Raw genomic sequence first — 18,433 nt, 5'->3', positions numbered from 1 at the left:
AATAATCACGCCAGTATCCGCCACAATGCGTCGAAACCTACCCTGGAGTGCTTCTTCGCATTCTTCGAGTCTTGGACCATATAGTCCATCGTTGCCTCGGCAACAGAGTTCATGAGCGCGGCAACAAAACTTCTGGGCGAGTTGCGCAACGGGCCGTCAGCGCGACTTCGCTCCATCAGTTCGGCGATTTTTGCCATGATCTTATGGCCCGCTTCGCGAGTGGCCGGAGTGATCTCATCGGAAACGACTAGCTGCGCCAGAGCACGACGCTTCTCGGGAAACGAGACTGCCCAATTCATCCAGTTCCGCCAGACGTGGAAGAACTGCTCACGAAGTTCTACTTGGTCTGGGAAGTCCTTCATTGCGGTCGATGCCATCTCTGCTTTCAACTCGAGGTAAAGCTGATTGAATAGGTCCGCTTTGGTCTCGAAGTAGGTAAAGAGCGAACCGTTGGCGATGCCGGCCTCTTTGGCGATGCCCATCGTGGGAGCGCTCAGCCCTTTCGTCACGATGATGCGAGTCGCGGCAGCAAGAATGGCGCTTCGCTTGTCGTCGCTTTTCGGCCTCGGCATAATTGTAGTGTATCGATAACTGTCTAGCCAGTCAACCATGTCGCTGACGACTTGCACCAAGTCTGCCTCCGGAGCTTCCGAGGTCCTGTGGGAAGGAGGTTTGTCTCATACGCACCGCTAATGTTTCTCCATAGATCAGCATCGGCATTCCCAGTCGAAGCGTATAAATATGACTGGCATCTGAGGACAACGCTACGACAATCCAAAAACGTGGTGCGATAGCCCGCAGGTTGTGTAATCTTTTGCTTACGGAATTGTGTTTTTGGGTCAATCCCCTGACCCTCTGCGTTTCTGCATCTTGGGAAGAAAATGGGCTTCGCTAACAGTCAAAATATTGCGAACCTTTGGTGGAATATGAAAGATTGCCCTTACACTTCCTCCTTCAAGAAGCCTCGATCGAATATCCTTCTTGTGTTCGTGACCGTCCTTCTCTCTGCCTGCAATTCGAGTAAGGTGCCTCCCAAGCCAAACGTTCAAATCACGCTAGTCCCCGTTGCTAATCCTGGAGGTCCGGTACAACTGGACTTTATCGAAGGGCGGGCGAACGGCGCCAAACCTGGTCAACAGATCGTACTTTACGCACGCAGCGGAATTTGGTGGATTCAACCTTTCGCGAATCAGCCTTTCACGAAAATTCAGCCCGATTCAACGTGGAGGAACTCGACCCATCTCGGCACAGATTACGCAGCGATCCTAGTTGAGCCCGGCTTTCATCCTGCGACGAAGGTTACGACCTTGCCTGCAGAAGGCAACGGCGTAGTCGCAATCGCCACTTCGACGGGTAAGCCTGTTGCACCGATTGTTTCTAAGGTCATTCACTTTAGTGGATATGACTGGAGGGTGCGTAACGCTGCGAGCGACCGAGGAGGGCAACCCAACTCCTATGATCCTTCGAACGTGTGGACCGATAAGAACGGCTATCTGCACCTTCGAATGGAGGAGCATGACGGTGTATGGACATGTGCGGAGGTGAGCTTAACCCGCAGTCTGGGTTATGGTTCGTATATCTTTGTCGTTCAAGATATCGGTCATTTTGGCCCATCTGCTGCTCTGGGGTTATATACAAATGATGACTTTCGACCGGATGACATTCGAAATGAACTTGACATCGAATTGAGCCGTTGGGGTATCGCAGACAACAAGAATGCGCAATATGTTGTCCAACCTTTTTATATCCCTGAAAACGTCTCTCGATTCATGGCCCCCTCCGGCGTTTTGACGCACATGTTACGTTGGGAGTCCGGGCGCGCTTCCTTTAAGACTGTCCGCGGATCGGTGATAGGCCCCGGAACGGCGACTGTGAGTGAACACATCTTTACCTCAGGGGTTCCGACTCCCGCCAAAGAAACGGCTCACATGGGTTTGTACAGTTACCGTCATTCGCAAAGCCCAACTAAACAACCGGTCGAGGTTGTGATTGAAAAATTTGAATTTCTGCCGTGAAAACATGGTGCATAGGCATCGACTACGTACGGGACTTGTAAATGGAATCGCGCTGCTGTGCCTTGTGAATGTTGCTTTTGGATTAGACCCAACCCGGAGAATCTCACAATACGTACATGACAAGTGGGGAGAGGACAAAGGATTCCTTGGAGGAAGGATTTACGCCATCCGCCAATCGTCCGATGGTTATTTGTGGATTGGAACCGAGAGAGGTCTGGTTCGATTCGACGGGTTCAATTTCACTCTGATTCAGCGACCACTTCCGAACTCGCCTCCGATTAGTCCCGTGCGCGGCCTCGCTACAGACGCCAACGGGAACCTCTGGATTCGTCTCGAAGGCCCCCGCATGCTTCTTTATCATGACGGGAACTTCGAGGATCCATACACCCGGTTTGATCTTCAGGACATCACCTTTACATCGATCCTTTCCGACTACGAGGGCCGCGTCATTCTCCCCGGGCTCGGAGAGCGGACATTTCGATACGAGGGTGGGCGCCTGGAGACGATAGTCAACGCAGAGCAAAGTCCCGGTAATGTCATCTCACTAGCTGCGACGCGAGACCAGAGTATCTGGCTCGGTACGCAAGATAACGGTCTCTTTCGTCTGAGCCAAGGGCACATTTCCAAAGTAGCCCAAGAGCTCAAGGATTCGAAGATCAATGCCCTTCTACCCGCAGAGACTGGCGGTCTGTGGATTGGAACAGACAGCGGAATTAATTTGTGGGAGAGCGGCGTACTGGCCCATCTCGACTTTCCTTCTTCGCTTAAGCAGCTCCAGATTCTGGCGATGGCCAGAGACTCGGACGCAAACGTGTGGATTGGAACGAACCATGGCATCGTGCGCATCACTCCATCGGGCGCTGTTTCACTCGACCAACTCAATCCAAAACCTGGGTTCGAAGTAACAGCAATCTATGAAGACCTCGACGGAGATATTTGGTTCGGCGGCTCGCGAGGAGTCGAGCGACTTCGAAATGGGATGCTTACAACGTATTCGACTTCTGACGGTCTTCCGTCAAGCGGCATTGACTCAGTCGACGCCGACTCCACGGGGCGGATCTGGTTTGCGCCACCCTCCGGTGGTCTTTACTGGATGAAGGAAGGGCAAGTTGGCCATATAACTCTCGACGGACTGGAACACGATGTTGTGTATTCCATCAGCAGCGGTGATGGTGAAGTCTGCGTTGGGCGGCAACATGGCGGTCTCACAGTGTTGACCGAAAAAGGCGATTCATTTATTGCCCGCAGCTATACACAGGCGGATGGCCTTGCGCAGAACAGCGTTTATTCGGTGCACCGTGATCGCGATGGGACGATATGGGCTGGGACTGTGAGCGCTGGCGTCAGCAGATTGAAGGGCGGGAAATTCACGAATTATTCGGACTCCAGTGGACTCCCATCAAATGCTGTCAATTCCATAGTCGAGAGTTTCGACGGGACAACGTGGTTGGCTACCCCAAGCGGTCTGGCTTCGTTCGCGAATGGACACTGGACCAATTACACAGCCAGTGATGGCTTACCATCGTCAATGGTAAGAACCATCTTTGAAGACACGAAGCATGTGCTCTGGATCTTAACTTCTGACGGCCTGGCGTTCCTATCCTCCGGAAAGATCAAAGTTCCAGCGAGGCTGCCGGAGGCATTACGGGAGCAAATCTTCGGAGTTGCGGAAGACGGCATGGGTTCGCTCTGGTTCACCACCTCAGACCACGTACTTCGGGTGAACCAGGAGAGGCTTCTGAGCGGTTCGCTCTCTGACACAGATGTTCAAAGCTACGGAATCGACGACGGCCTCTTGGGGGTAGAAGGCGTGGGTCGCGAGCGCTCCATAGTTGTCGATCCTCAAGGCCGCATCTGGATCTCACGTAAGTCGGGTTTGTCCATGGCCGATCCTATCGTCATCTCCAAAACTTCGGTTCCAGTCACGGTACGAATCGAATCTATGTCTGCTGGAGGGAGTCAGGTGAATCCGCAGAACCCCATCGAGATTCCCTCTGGAGTTCAGAGCATTACCTTGAATTACGGGAGTACGAACCTGGCCGTGCCGGGACGCATCCGTTTTCGCTATAAGCTCGATGGCTCCGATCAAGGTTGGAGCGACACCGTTGCGTCAAGGCAGGTTGTCTATAAAAACCTGGGTCCTGGCACATATCTTTTCCGCATTGTTGCCTCCAACCGCGTAGGCCTTTGGAATGGCCCGGAGACTTCTGTTCCTTTCGTCATCGAACCCGCGTTCTGGCAAACGTGGTGGTTTCGAGTAGCTTGTCTTGCAGGATGTTGCCTGACGATCCTCGCCATTTATCGGTTGCACATTCATCAATTGACGAAACGATTGAATGTTGGTTTCCAGGAACGGCTCGCCGAACGTACGCGGATTGCACAGGAATTGCATGACACGCTACTGCAAGGTGTTCTGAGTGCCTCTCTCCAGCTTGATGTAGCTGAAGACCAACTCCCAGAGGATTCTCCCGCTAAACCTCTCTTGAAACGGGTTCTGCAATTGATGGGTACAGTCACTGAAGAAGGCAGAAATACGCTCCGTGGGCTCCGCACAACGGAATCGGGCAACCAAAGCCTTGAGACTGCCTTCTCGCGACTGCGACAGGAGTTCCCCCTCGACGGCAAAACTGACTACCGCGTTATCGTTGACAGTGGTACGCGTCCATTGCGACCGCTGATCCGCGATGAAGTCTACCTCATTGGCCGCGAGGCTCTTTTGAATGCTTTTATGCACGCGCACGCGAACCGTATCGAAGTCGAAGTAGAATATGCGAGCAGACATCTTAGGGTATTGGTGCGCGACGATGGCCGTGGAATTGATCCTCAGGTGCTACATTCAGGTCTTGAGGGACACTGGGGACTCGTGGGCATACGAGAGCGGTCCAAAAGAATTGGCGCTAATCTAAGACTTCGGAGCCGTATTGGCGCAGGAACTGAAGTGGACCTAACCGTTCCTGGCTCGATCGCATTCGAAAAAGATTCGAACGACCCCATATCCCGGTGGTTCCGTTGGCTCAGCCGAGAGAGGCTAGAGATGCCGAAGCGTGACAAAGAGAAGCGAGTACAAAAATGAGCGCTCCCCCTCGGATTCGAATCTTCTGCGTTGACGACCATCCTCTTATGAGGGAAGGTATTGCGACCGTCATCAGAAATGAACCCGACATGCAATTGGTTGCAGAAGCATCAACTGGACACGACGCCATTCGGGGATTTCGTGAACATCGGCCCGATGTAACACTTATGGATATCCGGATGCCTGATATGGGGGGCATCGATGCGCTGCTCGCCATTCGCACAGAGTTCGCGAATGCCCGTGTCATCATGCTTACAACGTTTGAAGGAGACGCCGAGATCCAGCGCGCACTGGAGGCGGGAGCGCAAGGCTACATGCTCAAAAGCATGCCCCGAAAACAGCTCGTAGAAATGATCCGCAAGGTGCATGCGGGGCAGAAACACATCCCTGCCGAGGTCGCAGTTCAGCTGATGGAGCATCTTGGGGATGAAACGTTGAGCAAGCGAGAGGTTGAGGTCCTTGAGAAGGTTGCCGGCGGAAATCGAAACAGCGACATCGCTGCGCTCCTTTTCATCTCTGAGGACACAGTAAAGGGACATATTAAGCACATCATGGAGAAACTCGGTGCAAGCGATCGCACCGAGGCCGTCGCTATCGGAATTAGACGCGGGATCATACATCTCTAGCTCGACGCTTACTCCAGAGAGAAAGTACGAAGAGTCCGCGGGTAGTCTCAGAAAAGCACTCGATCTGGGGGTCCAATTCGCGGCGAAAGAAGCTAGTCTCTTGCTGGCACGTTTTGTGTCCCGAGGAGGCATCCGCTGCAGCGACTCTTTTCCAGCTTCCCGGAGGGTTGGCCAGGCATCGGTCTCATCTTTCTGCGGCTTACGGTCGCAGTTAATGCAATCATTTGCGGAGTTGACGTGCTCGGCGAACCCAGCAGTCACTCGATTAGCGTTTGGGCAGTTGGATCGCTCGCAATCGTTGTTGGATCGGCAATTTTCTTCGGCTTTCTTACACCTGCTGCAACCGCCATGGCAACAATTGGTTATCTCATGACGGGCGTTTCGTCTTTTCTGATGACGAAAGCGACCAACCACATCAATGCGTTAGCTGCTTTCAATCTGGCTGCGATATCCACCGCGCTTGTCTTGCTTGGCCCAGGCGCCTTTTCGCTTGATGCGCGGCTCTTCGGTCGTCGCGAAATCATTATTCCTGAGGGCCGCGTTGACCTAGTCGATGATTCGCAAGAAGATTCCGCACTTGATTGAGATTGAACGCAACAGTTGTGCACACGTCCGGGGTATGAAATCGTCCCTAAATAGTGGTATCGGATGCGCACCAGTCACTAGCGTTGAAAATACCCCCCTTAGCGGGATGCAATCATCCGAGTCTTCCTTCATAGTCACTTCAACAGGATCGAGCACGGAGACGGATCCGAGAGTTACGAATAACTAATTCTCTGAATCAGGGGAAGCTTCAATGGGAGGGTCGGTTCGCGATGTTCCATTTAGATTATCTTTCTTGTTTCCTCACCATCCTACCGACAATCCTGCCTGAGTTGGTCGCCTTTATGGCACGATCGTAGGTGTTCAACGCAACTTACGTTTCAAAGCAATCATGTCTGTGGTAGTAGCGACAAAAGGCGCCAGTCATTAGATCTATGTCTCCAGATCATAGGGGGAACGGTGAGAACACAACTTAGGAAACTAACGATTTCAGACCGTGGCAATATTCTTGTGTTTGATAAGGGCGTTGGCCTGAATCTGCGAAACGAACCGCAGAGGCGTGCACCAGGCCAACTGATAGAGGCAGAGAGGATGTCGGCAATCGGCAGGATGGCATGTTCGATATCCCACGATATGCGCCACTCGCTCACAGCGATCTATGCGAACGCCGAGTTCCTCGAGAGCCACGATATATGTGCGAGCGTGCGGGCTAATCTGCTGCTCGAAATTCAAGAAGCAGTGCTCGCGATGACGGAGCGCATTGATTCATTACTGCAATTCGGTAGCGGACGGAAAAGCCCACTTATTCATGCGCGCGTTTCCTTGGTTGTTGAGAAAGCCGTTGCGGCAGTGAAGTTTCATCCAGACGGGCGCAACGTGTCCATCACAGTTGGCAAGTTCCCGTCGACGGAAGCAGGCATCGATGCGAGGAATCTTGAAAGTGCCATCTATAACTTGCTGCTCAATGCCTGCCAAGCTGCGGCAAGCTCAACTCACGTGCCTGCGGTGAAGGTCCACCTTACGGAAGTCGATGAACGGATCTACATCACGATCATGGACAATGGTCCTGGTGTACCTGCCTCTGTGAGGAGGACTTTGTTCGATCCGTTCGTGACCGCAGGAAAACCCAACGGAACAGGCCTTGGGCTCACCCTTGCTCGTCGAATCGCTGAAGAGCACGGTGGCAGCGTCCGCCTTGAGAAATCCAATCGAGAAGGGACAGTATTCACACTGACCCTGACAAAGAACAGATTTTTACCTTTAGAAAACCTGAAGAGTGGTAGAACCGGCTTCGAAATCTGCGGCAATGGATCTGCGAACTGCTCATAAATAATTAACAACCGAGATGGGCGCTTGTGAAATTCCGGAATGCAAGATATCCAGCAATCGGGAGATTCTATGCCCTCGTTTGCCGTAACAATGAAGTCCAACGGGTCGACCAACGACAAAAAATGCCTTTCCAGCAATCCATGCTGCAAGCACTGCTGCTAGATATTCAGCGGACGACCTTTTCCAAATTTCATTTCGTTGGGACCAAGCAACTTCAGAATCTATCTGTACCGTCCCGAACTGCCCAAACCGTGCAACGACCAGATGCAACGCCGTTCAACCTATGCGCCAAATGATATTACTCGCGCGCTTTAAGTTCCGAGAAGCCACTTCCCTCTTACGGTCTCTCAGATCGAAATTTACTGACAGAAAAGTGCCGGCGCCCGGTTGGCTTTGAATATCTACGATTCCACCTAATAGTGAGGCACGCTCTCTAGTTACGGTTCCTTGTTTCACCGATCGCGAGGGAAGCATCTGCTCTGGGCCGGAGCAAAAGAGCGCGTGGTTCTTGATGACGATAAGTCTTTGTCCCAGGCTATCGTGTAACTCGCCCGAGATGCGCCGGCGCTCGCTTTCCTGCGAAGCAATCAGTTGCTGAGAAAAGGCTTGCTGGGCGGATTGAATTCCTTCAAGTTGCCTCGGAGGCTCACATTGTCAACGCGTCCTTCTGCCATCCGCACCCGGAAGGATCGCGCTTCAACACCCTCCGACGTGGTGCATGGTACGCCGGAGTGGAATTGGAGACTTCGTTCGCAGAGGTCGCCTTCCATAAGCGCCGATTCCTACAAGACACGCGTATCACTGCCGCCTTAACCTTCGACTATCAAGATTTTCTTGCAGGCTTCTCTGGCGTGTACAGCCACCTTGATCCGCACGAGATAGAGACTTGCCTTTTGCCCGAACCAGTGCCGGAGTGCTACGCCCCCGTCCAGGCACTCGCCGATCTGCTACTTCACGCCGGATCGAACGGAGTCGTCTATCCAAGCGTCCGCAACCTCGGTGGGAACTGTGTCGCTTGTTTCCGTCCCGCGCTAGTCTACAATCCTCGCAGAGGAAAGCAGTACCAGCTTATGGTTGGAGCCCGGGAGCAGTGGGCCGCGACTTGATTCTTGCTATGAACAACTTCCGGAAATTTTGCGAGTTCCGCAGCGTGCGCTGCAGGTTCGAGGATTTCTGCACCACCCGACCGATCCGGTTGGCGACTGTCTCATCCTGACGCATGGGGCAGGAGCGAACTGCAACTCTTCCCTCCTTGTAGCGTTGGCGAATGTGTTCTGCGCCTCTGAGTGCTGTCGCGCCGTGGTGGTGCAGGTAAATGGAGCCCCGGTGCGTTACACAATCAGAGCGAGACGATCTGCTTCATTCGGGGCAAGACGGTGCGCGAGCTTGAAGAGTTTGAGGGTCAGCGCGTATTGGTCGCCATGCAGCTGAGAGATGTATCCGTGCCCCTCCAGGCAGACCAGCATGCGGAAGATTTCCGACTCAGTACGATCGAGTTCACGCGCGATTTGGCTCTTTGTCAGTCCAGCTGGCTGGTGAGCCAGCAGTTCGATAACGTCGAGGCCCTTCTCCAGCGCCGGAGTAGAGTACGAGATCTTGTTTTGGGTTTTCTTCTTGCCCTTCATTGGTCAACAGACTATAGCAGACGGTTAGGCGAGGGACCGGTCCAGGTGCGTGTAGCCGCCGTCGACCACGATCTGCTGCCCCGTCGTGTGAGAGGACTGCGTGGGCGATAGCAGATAGGCCGCGATCGAACCCATTTCCTGGATGGTGGTCATGCGATGACCAAGAGGGATGCGGCTTTCAATGCGACGGAGCTCTTTGTTTGGATCTCCCAAAGTGTCCAGCCAGCGTCGGTAGAGCGGCGTCATCACCTCTGCAGGAAGAACGGCATTCACCCGAATTCCGAACGGGAGCAGCTCCGCCGCCCATTCGCGGGTCAACGCAAGTTGCGCGCCTTTGGCGGCGGCATAGGCAGACGTGTTTCCTTGTCCCGTCAACGCGACCTTGGAGCTAATGTTGACAATTGAACCTTTCGAGGCTTTCAGCATCGGCAACATGTAATGAGCCAAGGCATAGTAATGCAGCAGGTTCTGACGGAGACTCTCCATGAAGCGCTCAGGTGTGCCGGACTCGAGCCCAACTCCGTCGTTGGCGCCGGCATTGTTCACCAGCCCGTCAAGCCGACCGTAACGTTGACTAATCGCTGCAACGGCGGCCTGGCATTGGTCCATCTCGCCCAGATGCGTTTCGATCAGCTCGACACGTTCTCCCTTCTGTTCCATCTCCGCCATGAAGCGCTTCACGTTGTCTGACACACGGCTTAGAACGACAACGCGCGCACCTTCAGCGAGGCAAGCGCGAGAGATGCCTTCACCGATTCCAGCACCTCCGCCGGTCACTGCGATGACGGCATCTCTCAATCCGAGGTCCATTTTTTTCCTGCTTTCTTCAGCGAAGGTTGGAGAAGCCGCCGTCGATCGGGTAGTCGGCGCCGGTGATGAAACTGGCGGCATCCGAGCAGAGAAAAAGCGCGAGTGAGGCGATTTCGGCCGGCTGGCCCATTCGGCCAATGGGTTGCGCGGCGGCCAGCTTCGCCATTTGTTCCGCCTCGCGGCCAGGATAATTCTTTGCCAGAAAACCGTCCACAAATGGCGTGTGAACACGCGCCGGCGAGATGCAGTTGCAGCGAATGCCGTCTGCCAGATAATCGCGGGCAACGGAAAGAGTCATTGATAGCACCGCCCCCTTCGTCATGGAGTAGGCAAACCGGTCCTGTAATCCTGCAGTCGCGGCAATAGACGCCATGTTCAGAATTACACCGTGTTTGTGGGGACGCATGCGCTCCACCGCAGATCGCATGGCGAGAAATGTGCCTCGAACATTGACCCGAAACAGACGGTCAAAATCCTCCACGCTGGTTGTGTCGAGCGATCCCACGTGCGCAATGCCGGCGCTGTTTACCAAAATCTGGGTCGTATTCATCGCATCGATCTTTGCGAATATTTCCGCGACGCTGTCCTCATCGGAAACATCGCACCCAAATCCTACGGATCCATTTCCAAGCGACGCAGCGACAGCTTCGGCGGCGTCAGCGCGGAGATCGAGCACCGCGATGCGGGCTCCAGCCTGCGCGAAGCGCTCAGCAATGGCTCTGCCGATGCCGCTTGCTCCGCCAGTGATGATGGCCAGTCTGCCTGTGAGATTGAACTCTTCCATGTAGTCGCCTCTCGTTTTAGCCATGACGAGTCTTCTTGTCAATTCTCCCTGGGCGTCGAATATTTGAAGGACCCAAGGGCGCTCTACACATGAAAGCATATTTTCATTGACGAAAACAAGTACTGCAACTTACACTTCATCAATTCACTTGGGGCACACATTTCCGACATGCGCAGAGTAATCTTGAAAGCTATATGAAGCTAGTTACCTACATTCATGAGGGTGTTTCGCGCGCTGGAGTCGTAGAAGAGGGTGAGGTCTTCCCCCTTGTCCAGGGCATGCTGAATACCATCGCCGGCGGACAGACGCTTATCGCGGAAGGAGCATCGGTCTTACTGAGCGATGTCACGCTGCAGCCGCCATTGTTGAATCCTCCGCGCATCTTCGGGATTGGTCTAAACTACGTGGAACATGCGGCCGAATCACAGATGAAGGTGCAGGATGTCCCGACTGTCTTTCTGAAGCTGACATCCTCCATCACTGGTCCAGAAATGCCAATCTTCCTACCGCCGCAGGCGACCCAGCCCGACTATGAGGCGGAACTAGCCGTGGTGATCGGCAAGGGCGGCCACAATATCGCAGCGGCCGCCTGGAAGGAGTACGTCTTCGGGTACACCATCTTGAATGACGTAAGCGCTCGCGGAGTACAGCTTGCCACCACGCAATGGACGCTGGGGAAGAGCTTCCCTTCCTTTACACCACTGGGCCCGTGGATCGTTACTGCGGACGAAGTTGGCGACCCGCATGCTCTGAACATTGAGTGTGTCGTCGCTGGAGAGACGCTCCAGTCCGCGAACACACGCGACCTCATCTTCCGTATCCCGGCACTGATTGAATACATCTCCAGCATCACACCGTTGGAGCCGGGCGACATCATCAGCACTGGCACGCCGCCCGGCGTTGGTTTAGGACGCACACCACAACGCTGGCTCAAGCCTGAGGAAGATGTCGTGATCACGATTGAAAAGATCGGATCGCTGCGCAATCGGACCGTTGCAGTTGAGAGGTAGAGAATTGTGCTGAAGTCAGGGATTCTCAATCCCCATATCAATTCGCTGCTCGCTCGAGTGCGCCACACCAACACGCTGGTGATCGCAGATCGCGGATTTCCGTTCTGGCCCCAGATCGAAACGATCGATATAGCCTTGGTGAACGATATCCCGCGCGTTCTGGACGTGCTTCACGCCCTACTGCCCAACTTCGTGGTTGGACGATCCTGGATGGCGTCTGAGTTTCGGGAGCACAACGATGCTTCGGTCGTGAACGGCTATGCCGCTCTCTTGTCAAAGCTTGAGTTCGAACCTCACGTTGACTTTAAGAAGCGCGTGCCGCACGCAATTGGTCTCATCCGCACCGGTGACACAATGCCGTATGGGAACGTGATCCTGGAGTCGGCATAATGCGGATCGACGCTCACCATCACCTATGGCGCTATACCCCAGAGGAGTTCGGATGGATCACCGACGACATGGCACTCCTGCGTCGCGACTTCCTTCTACCGGAGCTTGAGCAGCAGATGGCGAGCGCAGGAGTCGATGCGACGGTCGTGGTGCAGGCGCGACAGACGGTCGACGAGACGGAGTGGCTCCTGCAGCAGGCGGCAGCGTCGGATGCCATTGCAGGCGTAGTGGGTTGGGGACCGATTGCTGATGCCGATTTTGAAAAGAGCATCGAACCTCTCCTCTCGTACCGGAAGTTGGTGGGGCTAAGGCACATTCTTCAGTCTGAGCCGGCCGGTTTTCTAGGCGGAGAAGGCTTCAATCGAGGAATTCGGTACTTGACTGCAAATCGACTCACCTACGACGTGCTGGTCTACTCAGCGCAGTTGAACGAGGTCATCGACTTCGTCGATCGGCACCCTAACCAGCGCTTCGTAATTAATCATTGTGCAAAGCCGCAGATCAAGAGTGCCGAACTCGAGCCGTGGAAGCAGCAGATGCTGGAGTTAGCACGGCGCAGCAACGTGTGGTGCAAGGTGTCTGGGCTTGTGACCGAGGCGAACTGGCAGGTCTGGTCACTCGAGCCCCTGCGTCCCTATCTGGACACCGTGCTAGAGGCCTTCGGCGCGGAACGATGCATGGCCGGATCAGACTGGCCCGTTCTCATGGTCGCAGCCACCTATAAGAAGTGGTGGTCAGTCCTCGAACAATACACCTCTGGCTTCAAGAGCGAGGAGCGCTCTGCATTTTTCGGCGGGATCGCGCGCAGCTTCTATGGACTCACGGTCGGCGTTCCGCGGGAGGTCCGATGAGCATCCAACTCCCGGACTCATCCGTCACCTCAGTCAAGTCCAGTGGCTCCCTGTTACCAGCCGGACCGAAGCGTGCGTTCATCCTCGTCACCGCACTGTTCTTCCTGTGGGGGATGTCGAACAACCTCACAGACATTCTTGTGCAGCAGTTCCGCAAATCGTTCGAGCTTTCTGCGATGCAAGCGCAATTCGTGCAGACTGCCGTTTTCTTCGGTTACTTCTGCATGGCGATTCCGGCAGCTTTGCTTATGGAGCGGAAGGGCTACAGGGGCGGCATTCTGACTGGACTGATTTTGTTTGGTACCGGAACACTCTGCTTCTGGCCGGCCGCAATCACCGGCCACTATGGCCCATTTCTGTTCGCGCTCTTTCTTGTCGGTTGCGGATCGGCGGTCCTCGAAACTGCGTCGAACCCGTTCATTGCGCAGTCGGGAACACCTGCTACCGCACAGCGTCGTCTCAATTTTTCGCAGGCCTTCAATCCACCTGGAACCATCACCGGCGTTCTGCTAGGAACATACTTTATATTCTCCGGCGTGGAGTTGCTGCCGGCACAGGTGATGGAGATGAAGGCGCGCGGGACATATGCCGCATATCTCCATTCCGAGATTATGCGTGTAGTCCCCGTGTACGTTGGCTTAGGAGCGTTGGTGTTCCTGTGGGCGTTCCTTATCTGGCGAACACCATTCCACGCGGACCGTGCCGTTGCGGAGAGTTCGCCAGAAGGCGCGCGATTCTCCGACGTGCTTCATTCCAAATACCTCTGGCTTGCGGTGATGGCGCAATTCTTCTACGTCGGAGCGCAAATTTCGACATGGTCCGCTCTTATTCCGTATCTGAAGCAGTACACGCCCCTGCCCGAGCGGAGTGCCGCCCAGTTTCTGACAGCCTGTCTTGTCATGTTCGCGATCGGACGTATTGCTTCCACCCTGTTCATGCGCTGGGTGCGGCCGATGACCTTAGTGCAGATCTACGCGCTCGTAAACTGCGGGCTTTTGGCATTTGCCGTTACTCATCCGGGCATGAGCGGCGCCATCGCTCTGCTGACGAGCAGCTTTTTCATGGCACCTATGTTTCCGACAATCTTTGCCGCAGGCGTGGAAGGCCTTGGACGCGCGACGAAGCTGGGGGGCTCCATGATTGTGATGTCGGTCGTAGGTGGAGCGATCATTCCGCCTGCGCTCGGATATCTTGCGCGCGAACATGCGAGTTATGCATTGGGATATGTCGTGACAGGAGCCTGTTATGTCGTGGTAGCCGCATACGCACTCGTCGCAGTTCGCCGAACGAATGTGGTGGTCAGTATCAACTGATGTGTATCGCATCCAGCTAGAGGGGGAGTGGAGCAACGAATGGATATTCGAATAGAGCGCGTGCGGACCGTCGATCTCCGCTTCCCGACCTCGCGCGAAGCGATCGGATCGGACGCTGTGAACAAGAACCCTGACTATTCTGCTGCCTACTGCATTCTAGAGACGGATGCCGGAATTGAAGGCCACGGATTGACCTTCACACTGGGCCTCGGCACGGATTTATGTGTGCAGGCATTGCAGCATCTGGGAAAGCACGCTGAAGGTCGCACGCTCGACTCCATCGTTTCTGACCTCGCGGCATTTTCGAGAGAGCTCACAGGTGAGAGTCAATACCGCTGGCTGGGTCCGGAAAAAGGCGTAACCCATCTTGCGTGCGGTGCACTGATCAACGCGGTCTGGGACTTGTGGGCGAAGGCCGAAGGAAAACCGGTATGGAGACTTCTGGCAGAGATGTCTGCAGAACGCATCGCCGATTGTATTGATTTCCAGTACATCGACGATCTTCTTTCGCGCGAAGAGGCGATCGAAATTCTTTGCCAAGGTCAGGAAAGCCTGCAAGAACGCATAGACCTGCTAGTGCGCCAAGGCTATCCCGCGTACACCACTTCCGTGGGCTGGTTCGGCTACAGCGAGGACAAGATTCGCCGTCTCGCTCGCGAGGGCATTGCCGAAGGCTGGACGCATTTCAAGCTGAAGGTGGGCGGTGATCCTGCCGACGACCTTCGCCGCGGCTTGATTGTGCGCGAGGAAATTGGCTGGGAAAACTGCTTGATGGTGGATGCCAACCAGAAGTGGGGCGTGACCGAGGCCATCGCCCGCACCAGACAGCTTGCTCAACTACAGCCGTGGTGGATGGAAGAACCTACAAGCCCGGATGACATTCTGGGACACGCGCGCATACGTCGCGAATGCAAACCCGTGCGTATCGCCACCGGCGAACATTGCCACAATCGTGTGATGTTCAAACAGCTTCTGCAGGCCGAAGCGATCGACGTCTGCCAGATTGACAGTTGCCGTGTCGCCGGAGTGAATGAAAATCTCGCAATCCTCCTCATGGCTGCAAAGATGAGCGTGCCGGTTTGCCCGCATGCCGGCGGTGTTGGCCTTTGTGAGTATGTCCAACATCTTTCGGCTTTCGACTACCTTCGCGTCAGCCGCACCATGCAGGACCGCGTGATCGAATACGTCGACCATCTGCATGAGCACTTTGTTGACCCTGTACGCATTCGTCGCGGCCGCTACCTGATGCCTCAGGCACCGGGATACAGTATCCAGGTCAAGCAGGATTCGCTGGAGAGGTATTCCTTTCCAGGCGGCGAAGGTTGGGCATCTTCGACATAGAAGCCGGTTGACTCGAAAGTCGACCGGTGCGAGAGTGGCGACGTGTCCGCCGCCAAAAGCCCCTCTTCGATCTTAACGAAAAGTTTCACTCGATCTAATTGGTCTTGAGAACGAGGACCGTGGCGATGGGTTCGAGCGCTTTTGCGGGAAGCTGGACATCAAGGCCGTCTCCGCTGCGTGTGATTTTTAATGACTTGTGAGTTTTATCAGCCAGTAGATAAGCACTTGTTACATTGCGGGGTAGCCTGCTGAGGTGGAAGGCGCCGCTGGGCCACGTGAAGATTTCGATGTAGATTTTGTTGGCGGTTGTGGTGGAGCGCCAGTTCCATGCGGGGATGAATTTGGGGTTTCCTTCCTCGTTCTTCTCCGTGGTACTGAAGGAGCCAGCTTCGCCGCCGAAGAGGGTGGGTTGGGTGTTGTAGATGGCCTCACCGTTGACGGATAGCCATTGGCCCATCTGGCGGAGACGCTCAACTTCGGGCGGGGGTACGATGCCGTGGGAGTCGGGGCCCACGTTGAGGAGGTAGTTGCCGCCTTTGCTAGCGATGTCAATGAGGTTGCGGAGGAGTGTCTCGGTGGACTTGAAGTTGGTGTCGTAGGACTTGTAGCCCCAGGTATCGTTCATGGTCATGCAGGACTCCCAGTCGCGGCCGGGGAACCCCTGCGGGGGAATGTACTGCTCAGGTGTTTCGGTGTCGCCTGGGTAGCCTCCGCCGAGGCGGTTGTTCCAGATGAGATTGGGGTGCTCCTTAAGGAGGGCGACGATCTCGCCGGCGAGGGCGGGTGTCATCTCCTTGGTGGGGGTATCGAACCAGATGACGACGGGGAATTCGCCATAGTTGGTGAGGAGCTCCTTGAGCTGCGGGATGGCCTTGGTGTGGAGGTAGGCGGCGAAGTCGCCGTCCTGCGCCTTGTCCCAGTGGAAGGTGGGGGGCTGGTGGTTGCCGGTCTTGTAGGCTGCGCCTCCGGGAGCAGTCCAGTCCTGGTCCTGCGAGTAATAGAAGCCGAGTTTGAGGCCCTGCCTGCGGCACTCTTCGGCTAGTTCGCGCAGGGGGTCGCGATGGAAAGGAGTGGCGGCGACGATGTTGAAGGGGTCGGCCTGGGAATCGAACATGGCGAAGCCATCGTGGTGCTTGGCGGTGATGACGATGTACTTCATGCCGGACGATTTGGCGAGGGCAACGATATCGTGTGCGCTGAAGCCGGTGGGGTTGAACTTAGGCGCGAGGGCCTTATAGTCGGCGACGGGGATGGAGGCTGTGTTCATGATCCACTCACCGACGTTCGGGATGCGCTGGCCATTCCAGGTGCCGGCAGGGATCGAATAGAGGCCCCAGTGTATGAACATGCCGAAGCGGGCTTCGCGCCACCATTGCATGCGCGCATCGCGCTGTGCTGGAGATTCGGTGTCCTGGACGGAGGGAACGGTGTGGTGTGCAGGCCAGGGATCTGGCTTGCTACCTGCTAGCTGCGCGTAACTTGGCACTGCAACAGCAAAAAAAAGGACCACCGTGAAATGAACGCGCACAAGTTTCATTGGTCTCCTTGGGGGAACTGTGGTCAAAAAGGCTGTCGATGCGAACACAAGTCAAACGGCGGCAACCGCTGGGTACAAACTCCCTGAAATCAACTCTTGCGGCCATTGCAGGAACATCAATATTGCCGTGTCTGGAGGAACCAATAGGAAATTTACCATTATTTGCCTTGAGCGTTTGCTCCTTGTAGGAGGCCAATTATCGGTTGTCCGGATAGTAGAACCAGCCAACGTAATATTGTCAGTCGCGAAGTAGTTCAAGGAGATCATAGAGCTGCCGATGAAGATTGTTGCATAGCAGCCCACATCGCCGACACATGAAACTCGACTTCTCTGACACCTACAAACCGCCGTTGGCCTTCACACAGATCATTGGCCCTAATGGAATCGGCCAACTGCCGGTTCAGAGCCATTCAGTTAGTGAGGCAGACACTCAAGGAACGGCGGCCGGGACCAATGGATATTGAGTTGGGCCAGGAGCAGTCCGATAGGCTTCGGAGTCAAAAGCAACGAATAAAGCGGACGGCGAACAGAGGATAAGCGTGCCCCGCAAGATCAAATTCACGAAGCAATATAAGCCAATGGGATTCGATAACAGAGATGATAAAGGATCTGTAGAGGCGCGTCTGAGAGCCAAGGAACACGCGAAAGAGATGCGCCAGTTCAATAAACGGATGAAGGAGCTTGCAGCAGAGGAGGCAATGAGCCACGGTGGCTCCTTAGCAAGGTGATGAGGTTCTTTTCCTCAAAGCATTGACTATCAATCACTCCGTACTCCGCCAACCACTGCTCGGGAAAAAATAGGGGCATCCCGGTTCGGGCTGACCTAAGTCGTTCACTTCCATCTAGTCTTACGGTCTAGGACCTACCCCGTTAACCTGTACTGGGGCATGCAACCAGAAGGCGGCCAGGAACAGATCGATCGACTATCGGGCATGGTGGCAGGGAGTTGGCCAGATTCTTTAACCAGGCCGAGCTGAAGGGTCACGTCTCTTAGATTCGTGCTCGTCAAAAGCGTCATGTTTTCCACGATCGAGGTCCTGAATCCAGGCTGCGAGACTGTCAGCCGATAGACTCCTGCAATGGGGACGGTCAAGTGGTAGCGGCCCGCAGAATCTGTGATCGTACGGGCTATTGCCTGGGAGTGGGTATCCTCTAATTCGATAGCGGCGGAGGAAATTGCTGCACC

19 protein-coding genes are annotated in these 18,433 nt (G+C 54.9%); 12 read left to right on the top strand and 7 right to left on the bottom strand.

From position 1 onward, the window contains the following. Positions 1–5: 5 nt before the first annotated feature. Positions 6–572: a TetR/AcrR family transcriptional regulator gene (locus HDF14_RS23035; protein WP_183981112.1), complete on the bottom strand. Its 567-nt coding sequence runs from the start codon at positions 570–572 to the stop codon at positions 6–8. A 735-nt stretch (positions 573–1,307) separates the two neighbouring features. Between HDF14_RS23035 and HDF14_RS23030 the strand changes: the two genes are divergently transcribed. The 5 genes from HDF14_RS23030 to HDF14_RS23010 all read left to right on the top strand — a co-directional run bounded on the left by HDF14_RS23030 (position 1,308) and on the right by HDF14_RS23010 (position 7,586). Continuing rightward, positions 1,308–2,015, top strand: a complete 708-nt coding sequence (locus tag HDF14_RS23030; protein WP_260698524.1) for a hypothetical protein — start codon at positions 1,308–1,310, stop codon at positions 2,013–2,015. A gap of 4 nt (positions 2,016–2,019) precedes the next feature. After that, a complete protein-coding gene (locus HDF14_RS23025) occupies positions 2,020–5,088 on the top strand; it encodes a sensor histidine kinase (protein WP_183981238.1) in 3,069 nt (1,022 codons plus the stop codon). Further along, entirely contained in the window at positions 5,085–5,714 is a 630-nt protein-coding gene (locus HDF14_RS23020; protein ID WP_183981111.1) for a response regulator, read from the top strand. The genes HDF14_RS23025 and HDF14_RS23020 overlap by 4 nt, the downstream gene beginning before the upstream one ends. Positions 5,715–6,062: 348 nt before the next feature. After that, positions 6,063–6,299 (top strand): hypothetical protein, encoded by a 237-nt coding sequence (locus HDF14_RS26170; RefSeq protein ID WP_221304843.1) that lies wholly within the window; start codon positions 6,063–6,065, stop codon positions 6,297–6,299. Between the two features lie 549 nt (positions 6,300–6,848). Continuing rightward, on the top strand, positions 6,849–7,586 hold the full coding sequence (locus HDF14_RS23010; protein ID WP_260698523.1) for a sensor histidine kinase: 738 nt from the start codon (positions 6,849–6,851) through the stop codon (positions 7,584–7,586). A gap of 276 nt (positions 7,587–7,862) precedes the next feature. Here HDF14_RS23010 and HDF14_RS27750 read toward each other — a convergent pair whose 3' ends face one another. After that, entirely contained in the window at positions 7,863–8,174 is a 312-nt protein-coding gene (locus HDF14_RS27750; RefSeq protein ID WP_406707263.1) for a histidine kinase, read from the bottom strand. 29 nt (positions 8,175–8,203) lie between these two features. Between HDF14_RS27750 and HDF14_RS23000 the strand changes: the two genes are divergently transcribed. Further along, the gene (locus HDF14_RS23000; RefSeq protein ID WP_183981236.1) at positions 8,204–8,692 is read left to right on the top strand and encodes an RES family NAD+ phosphorylase; all 489 of its coding nucleotides are present in this window, start codon (positions 8,204–8,206) and stop codon (positions 8,690–8,692) included. Positions 8,693–8,917: 225 nt separating this feature from the next. Here HDF14_RS23000 and HDF14_RS22995 read toward each other — a convergent pair whose 3' ends face one another. From HDF14_RS22995 to HDF14_RS22985, 3 genes are read right to left on the bottom strand one after another with little or no spacing between them, the layout of a single operon-like run. Continuing rightward, a complete protein-coding gene (locus HDF14_RS22995; RefSeq protein WP_183981109.1) occupies positions 8,918–9,211 on the bottom strand; it encodes a helix-turn-helix domain-containing protein in 294 nt (97 codons plus the stop codon). 24 nt (positions 9,212–9,235) lie between these two features. Then, the gene (locus tag HDF14_RS22990) at positions 9,236–10,021 is read right to left on the bottom strand and encodes an SDR family oxidoreductase (RefSeq protein WP_183981108.1); all 786 of its coding nucleotides are present in this window, start codon (positions 10,019–10,021) and stop codon (positions 9,236–9,238) included. Between the two features lie 16 nt (positions 10,022–10,037). Then, positions 10,038–10,829 carry an SDR family NAD(P)-dependent oxidoreductase gene (locus tag HDF14_RS22985; RefSeq protein WP_260698522.1) on the bottom strand — a complete coding sequence of 264 codons (792 nt, stop codon included), beginning with the start codon at positions 10,827–10,829 and terminating at the stop codon, positions 10,038–10,040. Positions 10,830–10,999: 170 nt separating this feature from the next. Between HDF14_RS22985 and HDF14_RS22980 the strand changes: the two genes are divergently transcribed. From HDF14_RS22980 to HDF14_RS22960, 5 genes are read left to right on the top strand one after another with little or no spacing between them, the layout of a single operon-like run. Continuing rightward, complete coding sequence (locus HDF14_RS22980; RefSeq protein ID WP_183981107.1) at positions 11,000–11,815, top strand: fumarylacetoacetate hydrolase family protein; 816 nt, start codon at positions 11,000–11,002, stop codon at positions 11,813–11,815. A gap of 6 nt (positions 11,816–11,821) precedes the next feature. Next, on the top strand, positions 11,822–12,205 hold the full coding sequence (gene rbsD, locus HDF14_RS22975; protein ID WP_183981106.1) for a D-ribose pyranase: 384 nt from the start codon (positions 11,822–11,824) through the stop codon (positions 12,203–12,205). Continuing rightward, a complete protein-coding gene (locus tag HDF14_RS22970) occupies positions 12,205–13,056 on the top strand; it encodes an amidohydrolase family protein (protein ID WP_183981105.1) in 852 nt (283 codons plus the stop codon). Before rbsD ends, HDF14_RS22970 begins: the two co-directional genes overlap by 1 nt. Continuing rightward, positions 13,053–14,369: an L-fucose:H+ symporter permease gene (gene fucP, locus HDF14_RS22965; RefSeq protein ID WP_183981104.1), complete on the top strand. Its 1,317-nt coding sequence runs from the start codon at positions 13,053–13,055 to the stop codon at positions 14,367–14,369. The genes HDF14_RS22970 and fucP overlap by 4 nt, the downstream gene beginning before the upstream one ends. 39 nt (positions 14,370–14,408) lie before the next feature. Continuing rightward, positions 14,409–15,710, top strand: a complete 1,302-nt coding sequence (locus HDF14_RS22960) for an enolase C-terminal domain-like protein (protein WP_183981103.1) — start codon at positions 14,409–14,411, stop codon at positions 15,708–15,710. Between the two features lie 94 nt (positions 15,711–15,804). On the opposite strand, the gene HDF14_RS22955 is transcribed toward HDF14_RS22960, so the two are convergent. Continuing rightward, entirely contained in the window at positions 15,805–17,247 is a 1,443-nt protein-coding gene (locus HDF14_RS22955) for an alpha-L-fucosidase (protein ID WP_183981102.1), read from the bottom strand. Positions 17,248–17,786: 539 nt separating this feature from the next. Between HDF14_RS22955 and HDF14_RS22950 the strand changes: the two genes are divergently transcribed. Continuing rightward, complete coding sequence (locus HDF14_RS22950; RefSeq protein ID WP_183981101.1) at positions 17,787–17,975, top strand: hypothetical protein; 189 nt, start codon at positions 17,787–17,789, stop codon at positions 17,973–17,975. A gap of 134 nt (positions 17,976–18,109) precedes the next feature. Here the strand turns inward: HDF14_RS22950 and HDF14_RS27745 are convergent, their stop codons facing one another. Beyond that, on the bottom strand, positions 18,110–18,424 hold the full coding sequence (locus tag HDF14_RS27745; protein WP_406707262.1) for a carboxypeptidase-like regulatory domain-containing protein: 315 nt from the start codon (positions 18,422–18,424) through the stop codon (positions 18,110–18,112). Positions 18,425–18,433: the final 9 nt, after the last annotated feature.

This window comes from Tunturiibacter gelidiferens (assembly GCF_014201335.1).
Taxonomy (GTDB): Bacteria; Acidobacteriota; Terriglobia; order Terriglobales; family Acidobacteriaceae; genus Edaphobacter; species Edaphobacter lichenicola_E.
The sequence above is the reverse complement of the archived record's forward strand: the minus strand, read 5'-3'. Positions and strand labels throughout refer to the sequence as shown.

What these genes read in the sequence shown, in the direction of transcription:
- HDF14_RS23035 (WP_183981112.1), bottom strand. Translation starts at nt 572, where the DNA reads ATGCCGAGGCCGAAAAGCGACGACAAGCGAAGCGCCATTCTTGCTGCC.
- HDF14_RS23025 (WP_183981238.1), top strand. Translation starts at nt 2,020, where the DNA reads ATGGTGCATAGGCATCGACTACGTACGGGACTTGTAAATGGAATCGCG.
- HDF14_RS23020 (WP_183981111.1), top strand. Translation starts at nt 5,085, where the DNA reads ATGAGCGCTCCCCCTCGGATTCGAATCTTCTGCGTTGACGACCATCCT.
- HDF14_RS26170 (WP_221304843.1), top strand. Translation starts at nt 6,063, where the DNA reads ATGGCAACAATTGGTTATCTCATGACGGGCGTTTCGTCTTTTCTGATG.
- HDF14_RS23010 (WP_260698523.1), top strand. Translation starts at nt 6,849, where the DNA reads ATGTCGGCAATCGGCAGGATGGCATGTTCGATATCCCACGATATGCGC.
- HDF14_RS22995 (WP_183981109.1), bottom strand. Translation starts at nt 9,211, where the DNA reads ATGAAGGGCAAGAAGAAAACCCAAAACAAGATCTCGTACTCTACTCCG.
- HDF14_RS22990 (WP_183981108.1), bottom strand. Translation starts at nt 10,021, where the DNA reads ATGGACCTCGGATTGAGAGATGCCGTCATCGCAGTGACCGGCGGAGGT.
- HDF14_RS22985 (WP_260698522.1), bottom strand. Translation starts at nt 10,829, where the DNA reads ATGGCTAAAACGAGAGGCGACTACATGGAAGAGTTCAATCTCACAGGC.
- HDF14_RS22980 (WP_183981107.1), top strand. Translation starts at nt 11,000, where the DNA reads ATGAAGCTAGTTACCTACATTCATGAGGGTGTTTCGCGCGCTGGAGTC.
- HDF14_RS22970 (WP_183981105.1), top strand. Translation starts at nt 12,205, where the DNA reads ATGCGGATCGACGCTCACCATCACCTATGGCGCTATACCCCAGAGGAG.
- fucP (WP_183981104.1), top strand. Translation starts at nt 13,053, where the DNA reads ATGAGCATCCAACTCCCGGACTCATCCGTCACCTCAGTCAAGTCCAGT.
- HDF14_RS22960 (WP_183981103.1), top strand. Translation starts at nt 14,409, where the DNA reads ATGGATATTCGAATAGAGCGCGTGCGGACCGTCGATCTCCGCTTCCCG.
- HDF14_RS22955 (WP_183981102.1), bottom strand. Translation starts at nt 17,247, where the DNA reads ATGAAACTTGTGCGCGTTCATTTCACGGTGGTCCTTTTTTTTGCTGTT.